The sequence below is a fragment of the Luteimonas sp. Soil_C_16 genome (assembly GCF_057657295.1).
Genome location: NZ_JBDGIS010000008.1, coordinates 1 through 12,309 on the forward strand (window position 1 = coordinate 1; position 12,309 = coordinate 12,309).

Consider the following 12,309-nt stretch of genomic DNA (forward strand, 5'->3'; position numbering starts at 1 on the left):
ACTCGCTGCGCTCAGACATGGGCTGCTCTTCGACCCCGCCGCCCTGCGATGCTCGGCTCGCTTTACGGCTCGATTGAAATCAAAAGCTGAAAGCAAAGCCAAAGCCAAAGCCAAAGCCGCAGCTAAAGCAGAAGCGAAAGCGAGAGCGAGAGCGAGCAACGTCATGGCCTCTCGACTGCGCGGGAGTGACGGCATCAGAACAGCAAGAAGAAGCGATGGCGCACAGGCGCCAAGCGCAAATCAATCAGCCGCCCAGGCTGTCCTGATCTTCCTGCAGCTCCGGCTTCCACGGCACATCCGGCGGCGGGCGACCATCGGTCTCCACGTCCTGCATGTTCGGATCGGTGATGCCGCAGGCGCCGCCGAACATCAACAACGCCACGTTGCACTGCACGGTCTTGCTGGTGCCGGGAATCGGGATCAGCACGGTCTTGACGCTGCGGCGCACCCATTCCTGCAGCAGGGTTTCGCTGGGCGTCCAGAACCGGTCGAAGCTCGTGGGTTCGTAGTCGGTCGGCGGGCGCTTGAGCCAGGTGCCTTCGCGATCGATCCGGGCGAAATCCTCGGTGACGGTGCCCGGCGGCAGGCCACCGCCGACGCGTCCGTCACCCGCGAGACGCGGGCGACCGTCGGCGCCGAGCAGGCCGGATGGACTCCCGGGCTGACCGCCCTCGCGCGCGGTGGTGCCGTTGCCCCAGTCGTCGGCAGCGCGGGTCGACGGAGCCGCGCCCGGCGGCACGCCCGCGCGCGTACCGGCGCCCGCTGTCGGATTCGGCGCAGGCGTACGCGTTCCCGGTGGCCCAGGCGTCGGTGGGCGCGGCGACGGCGTGGCGGCAACCGGCGCCGTGGGCGCAGGCGACTCGGGTGCCGGCGTCGGCGCTTCTCGCATCGGCACTGCGCGTTCGCGTGCGACGACGTCAGCGACCTGTCGCGTCGGCACCTCGGGCGCATCGACCACGACCGATGGAGCCTCGCGCGTCGGCAGGCGAAAGGTCTCGGTCGGCTGCGGCACGCTGCGATCGCGGACTTCGACCTCGATCTCGCGCTGTTGCGCGGTGACTTCGGCCAGCGGCGCGGGTGTGCGCAGCGCCGGGATCTCGACGGCCTGCAGCTGCGCTTCGGGCACCTGGCGATCGCGCACGGCGATATCGGGCGCGGCGCCGGGACGCGGCGGCGGCAGGGTGAACTCGATATCCGGCACCGGGGTCTGCGTGACCTGCAGGACCTGCTCGGTCGGCTCGACGGGCTCGGTCGCGACCACGGCGTCCTGCGCGGTCGACGAGTCCTGCGGCGCGGTCGGCGCAGCTGGCGCGTCCGATGGCGTGGGCGCGGCCGTCGGCGCGGGCGGCACCTGCACGATCGTGACCGGCTCGCCTGCCTCGCCTGCGCCCGCATCCTCGGGCGTGCCGTCACCGATGAAGACGGCCTGCACCACGTGTTCTTCGCCCTGCGCGGCCGGCGCCGGCACTGCGAAATGGGCCTGCGTCAGCACCAGCAGACCGCCGACCCAGAGCAGTTGCGCGAACAGCGCAAGCACCATCGACACGCGCTTGGGGCCGCGATGCTCGCGGGGCTCCGGCTCCCAGCGCGGATGCAGCAGGCTGATCCACGCGGCCAGTGCGTTCTTCGGCACCCGGCCTTTGCGCCGCGGCGGCGCGGGCCGTGCGACGAGCACCGCGACGATCGCCTCTGCAGTCGCGCCGGTCACCGCGCCGGCGCGCGCGCGCATCGTGTCGAACCAGCGGGTCCAGCCGGCGGGAAATCCTTCGGGCGCATCTTCCGGCCGGATCGAACGGCGCCGGCGGCGGCGCAGCACGTCGATCAGGTCGGCAGCAGTGAACATCCGGTGGCGGCCGCCGGTTCCGGAAGAATCAGGCCGCGTCGCGCGGCATGTACGGCGCGTCGCCGGTGTCGTGATCGGTCGCGTCGCGGACCGCGGTCACGCCCGGCGCTTTTTCCATCAGCGTCTTCTCGATGCCCTGCTTCAGCGTGACGTCGACCAGGCCGCAGCCGTGGCAGCCGCCGCCGAAGCGCAGTACGACGACGCCTTCGGCCGTCACTTCCTGCACGCTGACGTGGCCGCGGTGCTGGGCGAGCTGCGGGTTGATCTCCTGCTCGACGACCCAGCGCACGCGCTCGACCAGCGAAGCGGCTTCCGGTGGCGCCTCGCCCTTGATCTTCGGCGCGCGGATCTGCAGCTGGCCGCCGGTGGCGCGGCTTTCGTAATCGATCTCGGCGCCATCGAGGTACGGCACGCTCGGCGCGTCGAGCCACAGCGTGAAGCCGTCGCAATCGATCGCCCACTCGTCGCCCTGCAGGTCATCGCTGCCCGCGAACTCCAGGCGCACGTCCGCACGCGGGGTGCCGGCATGCACGGCCGACAGCCGCACGCCGAGGCCCGGCAGAGTCTCGCGCTCGATCAGCTTGCGGAAATGCGTTTGCGCGGTTTCAGAGATGTTGATCATGCCGCGTATTCTAGCGGCCCCGCGCCCGTGCACACGCCGGTCGCCGTCTGCCGCATGAACGGCTCTCGACAGGAGATTCCACGATGTCCGACCTCATTCCACTCGGCGATGCCCGCTGTGTGCCGCGCCGCGGCGACGCGCACCGTCTGCCGGAAGCGCGCGTGCGCGAACTGCTGCCGCAGGTGGCCGGCTGGACGCTCGCCGAAGACGGTCAGGCGCTGACCCGCACGTTCCGCTTCGACGATTACCACCGCACGATGGCCTTCGTGAACGCGCTGGCCTTCATCGCCCACCGCGAAGACCACCATCCCGATCTCGGCGTGCACTACGACCGCGTCGACGTGCGCTTCTCGACCCACGATGTCGGCGGCCTGAGCGAGAACGACTTCATCTGCGCGGCCAAGGCCGACCAGCTGATCGCCTGAGCCGGCACGCGCGCCCGGGAACTGCGGACCGCCCGGCTCAGCGCAAGCGGTCGAGCGCCTCGCGCAGATCGTCGGCGAGCGGAGCGTCGAGGAGGTAGGCCTCGCCATCGTCGAGGGTGAATTCGAGCGACGCGGCATGCAGGAACAGGCGCTTGAGGCCGATCTGGTCACGCATGCGCTTGTTGACCTTCACATCGCCGTATTTGTCGTCACCTGCGACCGGGTGGCCGATGTGCTGGGCGTGGACGCGGATCTGGTGGGTGCGGCCGGTCTCGATCCGGACCTCGCAGTACGACTGCCCGCCCCGCCGCTCCAGCACGCCGAAGTGGCTCAGCGATGTCTTGCCGGCCGGGTTCACCTGCACGTGGCGCTCGCCGCCCTGGCGCAGGCCCACGTGCAGCGGCGCATCGACGCTCATCGTGCCGTCGGGCATGCGCCCGGCCAGCAGCGTCAGATAGCGCTTGCGGATGCCGGCGCCGTGGTCCTCGCGCAGCAGGGCTTGCAGCTGTGTCAGGGCCGAGCGCTTCTTGGCCAGCACCATCAGGCCCGAGGTGTCGCGGTCGAGCCGGTGCACCAACTCGAGCGACTGGGTCGGCCGCAGCGCGCGCAGGGTTTCGATGACGCCGAAGCTGATGCCGCTGCCGCCGTGGCTGGCGATGCCGCTGGGCTTGCTGATCGCCAGCAGCCGCGCGTCCTCGAACACGATGCTGGCGTCCATGGCCGCCAGCAGGCCCTTCGACGGCGTGCCCGCCTCGCCCGGCGTCTCCAGCCTGACCGGTGGAATCCGCACCTCGTCGCCCGCATCGAGCTTGCGCTCGGGCTTGGCGCGGCCCCCGTTCACGCGGACCTGCCCGCTGCGTACGATCTTGTAGATGATCGACCTCGGCGCGCCCTTGAGCTGGCCGAGCAGGAAGTTGTCGAGGCGCTGGCCGTCGCGATCGTCCGGAACCCGGACCAGTCGCACACCACCGCCGCCGGCGGAGCCGGAACCGTTGTCAGTCATCGTCGCCTGTTTATCTGGTACACTCGGGCCGCGATCTAAGGTGCTGATTTCTTTGAAAGAACACGGGCCAAAAGCCCGCCTCTCAAAGGCTTCCGGACAGTGCGCGGCCACCGCCCCAGGGGCGGCCATGTTAGCGGCTGTACGGCAGTACCGACCATCGCCCGATGCCTGGCATCGGCGCTGAACACGTCCCGCGTGACGCTCGCGACCGCCGAAACACCGGTCGCAAGCGGTCCGCGGCCTGCACTACCCAGACAACACAGAGCGCTCCCGCGGCCCGCCGTGGTGTCGTAGCGCTGGACAATCCGGTTCGTCGCTGCGCGTGCGCGGCGGCTTCAGGCTTCATCCAGGCGAAACGCCCCGGCGTTCCGCGCGTGAGAGCGCGCAAGGAAACGCAACCATGAAGCGCATGCTGATCAACGCGACGCAGGCAGAAGAACTGCGCGTCGCCATCGTTGATGGCCAGTCCCTGTACGACATCGACATCGAACAGCCGTCCAGGGAACAGAAGAAGTCCAACATCTACAAGGGCCGGATCACCCGCATCGAGCCCTCCCTCGAAGCCGCGTTCGTCGAATACGGTGCCGCCCGCCACGGCTTCCTGCCGCTGAAGGAAGTCTCCCGCGACTACTTCCAGGCCGGCGCGGACCCGAACAAGGGCGCGATCAAGGAGCTCCTGCGCGAAGGCCAGGAAGTCGTCGTCCAGGTCGACAAGGAAGAGCGCGGCAACAAGGGCGCCGCCCTGACCACGTTCATCTCGCTGGCTGGCCGTTACATGGTGCTGATGCCCAACTCGCCGACTGCCGGTGGCGTGTCGCGCCGGATCGAGGGTGAGGACCGCGCCGAGCTGAAGAAGGCGATGGACGCGCTCGACATCCCGGACGAGATGGGCGTGATCATCCGTACCGCCGGTGTCGGCCGTGACGCCGAAGAGCTGCAGTGGGATCTCGACTACCTGCTGAGCATCTGGCGCGCGATCGCCGACGCCGCGCTGAGCAAGCCCTCGCCGTTCCTGATCTACCAGGAATCGCGCCTGATCACCCGCGCGCTGCGCGACTACATGCGCGCCGATATCGCCGAGATCCTCGTCGATACGCCGGAGATGTACGCAGAGGCGAAGGAATTCGTCGAGCAGGTGATGCCGCACAACCTGCGCAAGCTCAAGCACTACACCGACGATGTGCCGCTGTTCAACCGCTACCAGATCGAGTCGCAGATCGAGAGCGCCTACGAGCGCACCGTGCGCCTGCCGTCCGGCGGCGCGCTGGTCATCGACCAGACCGAAGCCCTGACCGCGATCGACGTGAACTCCGCCCGCGCCACCAAGGGCGGCGACATCGAGGAAACCGCGTTCAACACCAACCTGGAAGCGGCCGAGGAAGTGGCCCGCCAGCTGCGCCTGCGCGATCTCGGCGGCCTGGTGGTCATCGACTTCATCGACATGTCGTCGAACAAGCACCAGCGCGACGTCGAGAACAAGCTGCAGAACGCGCTCAAGTACGACCGCGCCCGCGTGCAGCAGAACAAGATCTCGAAGTTCGGCCTGCTCGAAATGAGCCGTCAGCGCCTGCGCGCGTCGCTCGGCGAGTCGAGCCAGATCGTCTGCCCGCGCTGCGAAGGCCACGGCCGCATGCGCAGCATCGAGTCGCTGTCGTTGTCGATCATCCGCGTGGCCGAAGAGCACGCGATGAAGGACAACACCGGACAGGTGCTGGTGCAGGCCCCGGTCGAGATCGCGAACTACCTGCTCAACGAGAAGCGCAGCGCCCTCGAGGAGATCGAGAAGCGCCACGACGCGCCGATCATCATCGTCGCCGACGAGCAGCTGCACACGCCACACTACGAGGTCTCGCGCATCCGCGAGAACGAGCTCGGCGAGGAAACCGCGCGCCCGAGCTACCAGCGCGGCACGCCGCGTCGCGTGGCGACGATCGCGCTGAGCAAGAACAACCTCAACGTACCGCCGCCGGCCGTCACCAACGTGCGTCCGACGCAGCCTGCGCCGATCCGCGAGCCGAAGCCGGAAGCCGTGGCGCCCGCACCGGCGCCCGTGCCGCAGCCGGCGCCTGCGCCCGCTGCACCGGTCGCCACCGGTGGCGTCATGGGCTGGCTCAGGACGCTGTTCGCACCGCCTGCGCCGGCCAAGCCGGCTGCACCGGCGCAGACCGAGCGCGCGCCGCGTGCCGATGGCGGCCCGCGCGGCGAAAACCGCGGCGATCGCAACGATCGCGGTCGTAATGGCCAGCGCCGCGACCGTCGCGGTGGCCGTCAGGGTCAGGGCGGATCGAACCCGTCGCCGACCACGAACGAGACGAAGCAGGCGGCGCCCGCGCAGCCGCCCCGCGACGACGCGCAGCGTGAAGCGCGTCGCGAGCCCGCGGCCGTCGCCGACGCCGGCGCGCGCAAGGAGCGTCAGCAGGAACGTCGCCAGCGCCAGAAGCAGCGTGGCCCGCGCCAGAAGACCGAAGGCGATGTGACCGAGGCCCAGGCGGCGATCGCCACCGCAACGCCGGTCGCTGCTGCATCGATCGAAGCGCCCCGCCCCGCCCAGCCCGACATCGAGCAGGCCGCGCCGGCAACGACGACCGACAGCGCACCCGCTGCCGTCGCCACGCACGCGGCACCGCGCCCCGAGATCGCGCCGGTGCAGATCGACACGGATTCGGACGACAGCAACGACACCAGTCCGTCCGATGCTGATGGCAACGGCGAGGCCGGCGACGATGACGGCAGCAACGGCCGTCGCCGTCGCGGTCGTCGTGGTGGCCGTCGCCGTCGTCGCGGCAAGGCCGGTGACGGCTCGGCCGGCGACGAGACCGCGCTGGACAGCGATGACGCGGGCGACGACGACACCGCCGTGGCTACTGGTCACGGCCAGCCCGAGTTCGATTTCGACGATCTGCCCGCACCTGCGGCGCAGCCGGCGCGCGAACCGCGCGCATCCGAGCAGCAGGACGCGCGGCCGGCCGTCGCAGCGGCTGCGGTCGCCGCGGGTGCGGTTGTGCAGGCGAGCGAGCCGGCAACGCCGGTTCTCGACACGCCTGCGCCCGCTCGGTCGGTCGAGACCTGGACCGCGGCGCCGGCCTCGGTCGAGGTCGACGTCGCGCAGAGCCCGGTCGAACGCGCTTCGCCCGTCGTCGATGCTCCCGTTTCGCTGCCGGCAGTCGAATCGCCGGTCGTCGCAGACGTGACGCCGGCGCAGGACATCGCGCCTGCCGAGATCGCCGCGGACGACGTCGCGAATGTGGCCCGCCCGGTGGCGCCGGTCGAAACGACTCGCGGCTTCGATCCTGCGCCGCAGGCCGAGCCGAGCGTCAGCGCCGACGTATCGGTTGCTGTCGCACCGCAGTTCGACGCCACACCGTCGATCGATGAGGTCAGCGCACCGGCACAGGTCGACGAGACCCCGGCCGCGCCGCGTGCACCGGTGACCCAGGGCCTGTTCGATGCGCCCGCACAGGCCGCTGCGCAGCCCGACGAGACGTCGTCCTTCGAGCCCGAAACGACCGGCGTTGCGCCGGGCGACGCGGCGCTGACGGATGACGAGATCGCAACGCCGGCCGAGCCTGCGTTCGCAGACGCAGCGTCGGCGGAGTCAGACGACGCAGACAGCGACGATGAGCCCGAGTCGGACTACCGCACCGATCCACGCCTGCGGTCGCGTCCGAACGATGCCTGAGTCATTCCGACGCGTGTGACCACGAAAAACCCCGGCTTCGGCCGGGGTTTTTTCTTGGAGTGTGATGTCCTGGCTGCGGATGCAGGCAAGGGTGTGGTATGCGGTCCCGCGTCAGATCGCCAGCTCCACCGGCGCGATGCGGTACTGGCTCGCCAAGCGCGCGAGCGCGATCGAGTCCTGGATCTGCAGCTTCTCGAACAGACGCGACTTGTGCGTGTTGACCGTCTTGGCGCTGAGGCTCAGACGCCGCGCGATGTCTTCCTGGCGCAGACCCTGCAGCAGCAGCATCGCCACTTCCATCTCGCGCGGCGACAACGCGTCGAACGGCGTCTCATTGCCGCCGATGCCCGACAGCGCCAGATTCTGCGCGATGTTGCTGGCGAGATACCGCCGCCCACGTGCGACGTCGCGCACCGCGCGCACGAGCTCCGCGGCATCGCCGCCCTTGCCCACGTACCCGGATGCACCGGCTTCGATCATCCGGCGCGGCATCGGCCCGTCTTCGAGGATCGACACCACGATCACCCGCGTTTCCGGCTGTCCACGCACCACGCGTTCGGTCACTTCCAGTCCACTGACGCCCGGCAGATGCAGATCGCACAGCACGATGTCCGGCTTGAGCCTGCGGATCAGCGGCAACGCTTCCTCGCCGCTCTCGGCCTCGCCGACCACTTCGATGTCCGCCTCGCTCGACAGGATCATGCGCAGGCCCGTGCGGACGAGTGCATGGTCGTCGACCATGAACACGCGAATCGTCATCCCTGTCTCTCCATTCCCGTACCACCCCGGCGTCCGAGGCTACGCTGCGCGTGAGATGAATCGCAAGTCGGGAAATGCTGACTGCGTGGTCAGCCCGCCGCCTGCACAGGCGTCATCGCCAGACGGATGTCGTCGACCATCGTGTCGACGGGCTGGTCGTACTGGAATGCGAGGCGCAAACGGCCATCGGGACCGATCAGATAGTTCACCATCGTGTGGTCCATCGCGTAGGACGAACTCGTCGGCACTTCGCGATAGGTCACGCGGAACGACTGCGCCGCGAGCCGCGTCTGCATGTCGTCGCCGCGCAGCGCGACGATGTCACCGCCGAATGCGCCCACGTACTGCGCGAGGATCTCGCCCGTGTCGCGCTTGGGGTCCACGGTGACGAACACGATCTGCAGCTGCTCGCCGTCCGCACCCAGCGCGCGGCGGATCTGCGAAGCCTTCAGCAGACTGGTCGGACAGACTTCGGGGCAGTGCGTGTAGCCGAACGACAGCAGCACGTAGCGCCCGCGGAAATCGCCGAGCCCGCGCGGCTGGCCCTGCGTGTCTTCGAGATCGAGACTGCGGCCGTAGGACACGCCGGTCAGATCGGTTCCGGTATACGGCCCGGCCGGCGGCGCGCTGCAGCTCGCGAGCAACAGCATGGACACGGCGATGGCGGCAGCACGGAGAAGCACGGTCGACAGTCGTTCGATGGCAAGGCGCGGAGTGCGCAGGGCATAAGTCTAGCGATGCATCGCTGAAGGTCCGCCGCGACCGAACGTCGCAGCGCACGCTTAGAGCTTTTGCAGGCGCTTGATCGCCGCGTCCAGCGTCGCGTCGTTCTTGGCGAAACACAGCCGCGCCAGGCGCTGGCCGACGGGCGGCGCCGCATAGAACGGCGACAGCGGAATCGCGGCGACGCCCTTCTCGACCGTCAGCCAGCGACAGAATTCGGCGTCGTCGAGATCGCTGACCGCCGAATAGTCGACCAGCTGGAAATAGCCGCCCGGCACCGGCAGACACTTGAGGCGTGTAGTGGCGAGCTGCGCGGCGAATGCGTCGCGCTTGGTCTGGTAGAAGGCGCCGAGCTGCTCGTAGTGTGCCGGTTCCTCGCGCAACATCTCCGCGAACGCATGCTGCGCCGGCGCGAAGGTGCAGAACACGTTGTACTGGTGCACCTTGCGGAATTCCGCGCTCAGCGCGGGCGGCGCGATGCAGTAGCCGAGCTTCCAGCCGGTGCAGTGGTAGGTCTTGCCGAAGCTCGACACGACGAAGCTGCGTTCGCGCAGTTCCGGCCAGCGCAGCGCGGATTCGTGGCGCGCGCCGTCGAACACGATGTGCTCGTAGACCTCGTCCGACAGCAGATAGATGCCGGTGCCCTGCAGCAGCTCGGCGATCGCCTGCATGTCGGCCGCGCCGAACATCGCGCCGGACGGGTTGTGCGGGCTGTTGACGATCAGCATCCGCGTTTTCGGTGTGACCGCGTCGCGCACGCGCTGCCAGTCGGGCGCGAACGTCGCCGGGTCCAGCGGCACGTGCACGGCCACTGCGCCAGCCAGTTCGATCGCCGGCTCGTAGCTGTCGTAGGCGGGGTCGAGGACGATGACCTCCTCGCCTGCGCGCACGACGGCGTGGATCGCGTTGAAGAGGGCTTCGGTGGCGCCGCTGGTGACGGTGATCTCCGCATCGGCATCGGGCAGATGTCCGTACACGCGTTCGGTCTTCTCCGCGATCGCCTGCCGCAGCGCCGGGATCCCCGTCATCGGCGCATACTGGTTGTGGCCGGCGCGCATGGCCGCGGCGAGTGCATCGACCAGGCGCTGCGGCACGTCGAAATCGGGAAACCCCTGCCCGAGGTTGACGGCGCCGTGTTCGACCGCAAGCTGGGACATCACGGTGAAGATCGTGGTGCCGACCTTGGGAAGCTTGGTCCGGATCATCGCCTGCATGCCGTTGGGGATCTGAGGGGCCACGAGTGTACGGACGCGGACCACGGGGATAAACCGCCGCCATGAACAACCAGCATCCCATCGACGACACCCGCCTGGTCACGCTGCTGCACGCCTATCTGGATGCCCGTTACCGCTGGCAGCACCGCGACGACTGGCACGACATCGTCATCGGGCTGCCCACGCCGGGCCTGGATCTGCGTTATCCCGATGCGGCCGGCTTCGGTCTCGTGTCGGCATGGAATCCGATGTCGGTCGCACGCCCGCCCACCGAGAACCGGCGCTCGGACAGGGCGCTCGAAGCGGAACTGACCGCACTCGGCCTGCCGCACATGCCCGCCTTCGCCAGCGCCGCCGACCGCAGCTGGCGCGAGCCGAGCTGGATCGTGTTCGGCATGGACGTCGACGCCTTCGACGCGCTGGCACGCCGCTACGGACAACTCGGCACGCTGTGGTGGCCCCGCGAGACCCCCGTGCGTTTGCGCATGTATGCCGAACGCCCCGCCGGACTCGAAGGCGACCAGCACGTCGACTGGCTGCGCTGACGCAAACCGCATCGCTGCGGATACGATGGCCGCGCGATCGACCCGGTCGCGCCCACGGGCCCATCGCTGCCGCATGTCCGAGTCCGCTTCCGTCCCGCCGCTGCTCGCCGCCCGCGGTCTGTGCTTCACGCGCGACGCGCGACCGGTGTTCGGACCGCTCGATTTCGATGTCGCCACCGGTGAAGCGCTGCTCGTGCAGGGCGGCAACGGTGCGGGCAAGACGACGCTGCTGCGGGTGCTGGCCGGTCTGCTCGAAGCCGATGGCGGCACGGTCGAGGTCGACGGCGCGCCGGTGGCCCGCGCGATGCGCGCCGGCACGATGGCGTATCTCGGGCATCTGCCCGGCCTGAAGGCCGATCTCGATGCGATCGAGAACCTCGACTTCCTCGCCCGTCTGCAGGGCTGCCGCGCGAGCCAGACCGCCGAGCGCGCGCTCGCCCTGGTCGGACTGGCCGCGCATGCGCATCTGCTGGTGCGGCAGATGTCGGCCGGGCAGAAGAAGCGGCTCTCGCTGGCGCGGCTGTGGATGTCGCCGTCGCCGTTGTGGCTGCTCGACGAGCCTTACGCCAATCTCGATCTGCAGGGCATCGAACTGGTCAACCGCATGGTGCGCGCCCAGCTCGACGACGGCGGCGCGGCACTGGTGACCACGCACGGGGCCTACGCCGCGCCGCCGGTGCGCACCCGCGAACTGGTGCTGGACGCGGCCGCATGAGCGCGACCCCGACCCTGCCCGGCAGCGCATCCGCACTGATCGCCCGCGACCTGCGCCTGCTGTGGCGGCGTCGCGGCGATGCACTGCAACCGGCGCTGTTCGCATTGCTGGTCGTGGTGCTGTTCGCGCTGGCGCTGGGCAACGAACCCGCGACGCTGCGCGCCGTGGCGCCCGGCGTGTTGTGGGTCGCAGCGGTGCTCGCCGGCCTGCTCGCGCTCGACACGCTGTTCCGCGGCGATGCCGAGGACGGCTCGCTCGAACAGTGGATGCTCAGCCCGGTGCCGCTGGCCTGGCTGGTGCTGGTGCGCACCGCGGTGCACTGGGCGACGACGACGCTCCCGCTGCTTGCCGCCACGCCCTTGCTGGCCGAACTGCTGGGCCTGCCGCGCGCCCAGCTGCCGGTGCTGCTGGCCGGTCTCGCACTCGGCACCCCGCTGCTGAGCCTGCTGGGCGCGGTGGTCGCCGCGCTGACCATCGGCATGCGCCGTTCCGGTATCCTGCTGGCACTGCTTGCCCTGCCCCTGTACGTTCCGGTGCTGGTGTTCGGTGCCGGCAGCGTCGCGATCGCGGCGCAGGGGCATGATCCATCCGGCGGGCTGTTGCTGCTCGCCGCGGGCCTTGCCGCCGCGCTCGTGCTGGCACCCGTCGCTGCGGCGACCGCCATCCGCATCGCACTCAATTGACCGGCCCCGCGACGGGTCTGGAGGGTCCCGTCGCCGACGTGCAATCCGTCCCGCAACGCCGCGCCACGCCCGCGACCGCATGCCCGCCATGCGCGCTC

Annotated in this window: 11 protein-coding genes; 5 read left to right on the forward strand and 6 right to left on the reverse strand. The window is 69.6% G+C overall.

The annotated features are described in order from the left end of the window. Positions 1 to 244: 244 nt before the first annotated feature. Together AC3A5T_RS14435 and AC3A5T_RS14440 are read right to left on the reverse strand one after the other, a co-directional pair. Positions 245 to 1,843, reverse strand: a complete 1,599-nt coding sequence (locus tag AC3A5T_RS14435; RefSeq protein WP_487629148.1) for a hypothetical protein — start codon at positions 1,841 to 1,843, stop codon at positions 245 to 247. A 28-nt stretch (positions 1,844 to 1,871) separates the two neighbouring features. Further along, the gene (locus tag AC3A5T_RS14440) at positions 1,872 to 2,465 is read right to left on the reverse strand and encodes an NfuA family Fe-S biogenesis protein (protein WP_332076761.1); all 594 of its coding nucleotides are present in this window, start codon (positions 2,463 to 2,465) and stop codon (positions 1,872 to 1,874) included. An 83-nt stretch (positions 2,466 to 2,548) separates the two neighbouring features. On the opposite strand from AC3A5T_RS14440, the gene AC3A5T_RS14445 reads away from it, so the two are divergent. After that, a complete protein-coding gene (locus AC3A5T_RS14445) occupies positions 2,549 to 2,890 on the forward strand; it encodes a 4a-hydroxytetrahydrobiopterin dehydratase (protein WP_332076760.1) in 342 nt (113 codons plus the stop codon). 37 nt (positions 2,891 to 2,927) lie between these two features. Here the strand turns inward: AC3A5T_RS14445 and AC3A5T_RS14450 are convergent, their stop codons facing one another. Beyond that, positions 2,928 to 3,893 (reverse strand): RluA family pseudouridine synthase, encoded by a 966-nt coding sequence (locus AC3A5T_RS14450; RefSeq protein WP_487629288.1) that lies wholly within the window; start codon positions 3,891 to 3,893, stop codon positions 2,928 to 2,930. Positions 3,894 to 4,293: 400 nt separating this feature from the next. Between AC3A5T_RS14450 and AC3A5T_RS14455 the strand changes: the two genes are divergently transcribed. Then, positions 4,294 to 7,572 (forward strand): Rne/Rng family ribonuclease, encoded by a 3,279-nt coding sequence (locus tag AC3A5T_RS14455; protein ID WP_487629149.1) that lies wholly within the window; start codon positions 4,294 to 4,296, stop codon positions 7,570 to 7,572. Positions 7,573 to 7,683: 111 nt separating this feature from the next. Here the strand turns inward: AC3A5T_RS14455 and AC3A5T_RS14460 are convergent, their stop codons facing one another. The 3 genes from AC3A5T_RS14460 to AC3A5T_RS14470 form a co-directional block, all read right to left on the reverse strand. Next, complete coding sequence (locus AC3A5T_RS14460) at positions 7,684 to 8,331, reverse strand: response regulator (protein WP_332076758.1); 648 nt, start codon at positions 8,329 to 8,331, stop codon at positions 7,684 to 7,686. 89 nt (positions 8,332 to 8,420) lie between these two features. After that, on the reverse strand, positions 8,421 to 8,981 hold the full coding sequence (locus tag AC3A5T_RS14465) for an SCO family protein (protein WP_487629289.1): 561 nt from the start codon (positions 8,979 to 8,981) through the stop codon (positions 8,421 to 8,423). 132 nt (positions 8,982 to 9,113) lie between these two features. Next, positions 9,114 to 10,259, reverse strand: a complete 1,146-nt coding sequence (locus AC3A5T_RS14470) for a pyridoxal phosphate-dependent aminotransferase (RefSeq protein WP_487629150.1) — start codon at positions 10,257 to 10,259, stop codon at positions 9,114 to 9,116. A gap of 71 nt (positions 10,260 to 10,330) precedes the next feature. Here AC3A5T_RS14470 and AC3A5T_RS14475 point away from each other — a divergent pair, with 71 nt between their 5' ends. The 3 genes from AC3A5T_RS14475 to ccmB all read left to right on the forward strand — a co-directional run bounded on the left by AC3A5T_RS14475 (position 10,331) and on the right by ccmB (position 12,211). After that, on the forward strand, positions 10,331 to 10,813 hold the full coding sequence (locus AC3A5T_RS14475) for a DUF3293 domain-containing protein (RefSeq protein WP_487629151.1): 483 nt from the start codon (positions 10,331 to 10,333) through the stop codon (positions 10,811 to 10,813). 73 nt (positions 10,814 to 10,886) lie between these two features. Further along, positions 10,887 to 11,528: a heme ABC exporter ATP-binding protein CcmA gene (gene ccmA / locus AC3A5T_RS14480; RefSeq protein WP_487629152.1), complete on the forward strand. Its 642-nt coding sequence runs from the start codon at positions 10,887 to 10,889 to the stop codon at positions 11,526 to 11,528. After that, a complete protein-coding gene (gene ccmB / locus AC3A5T_RS14485; RefSeq protein WP_487629153.1) occupies positions 11,525 to 12,211 on the forward strand; it encodes a heme exporter protein CcmB in 687 nt (228 codons plus the stop codon). Before ccmA ends, ccmB begins: the two co-directional genes overlap by 4 nt. Positions 12,212 to 12,309: the final 98 nt, after the last annotated feature.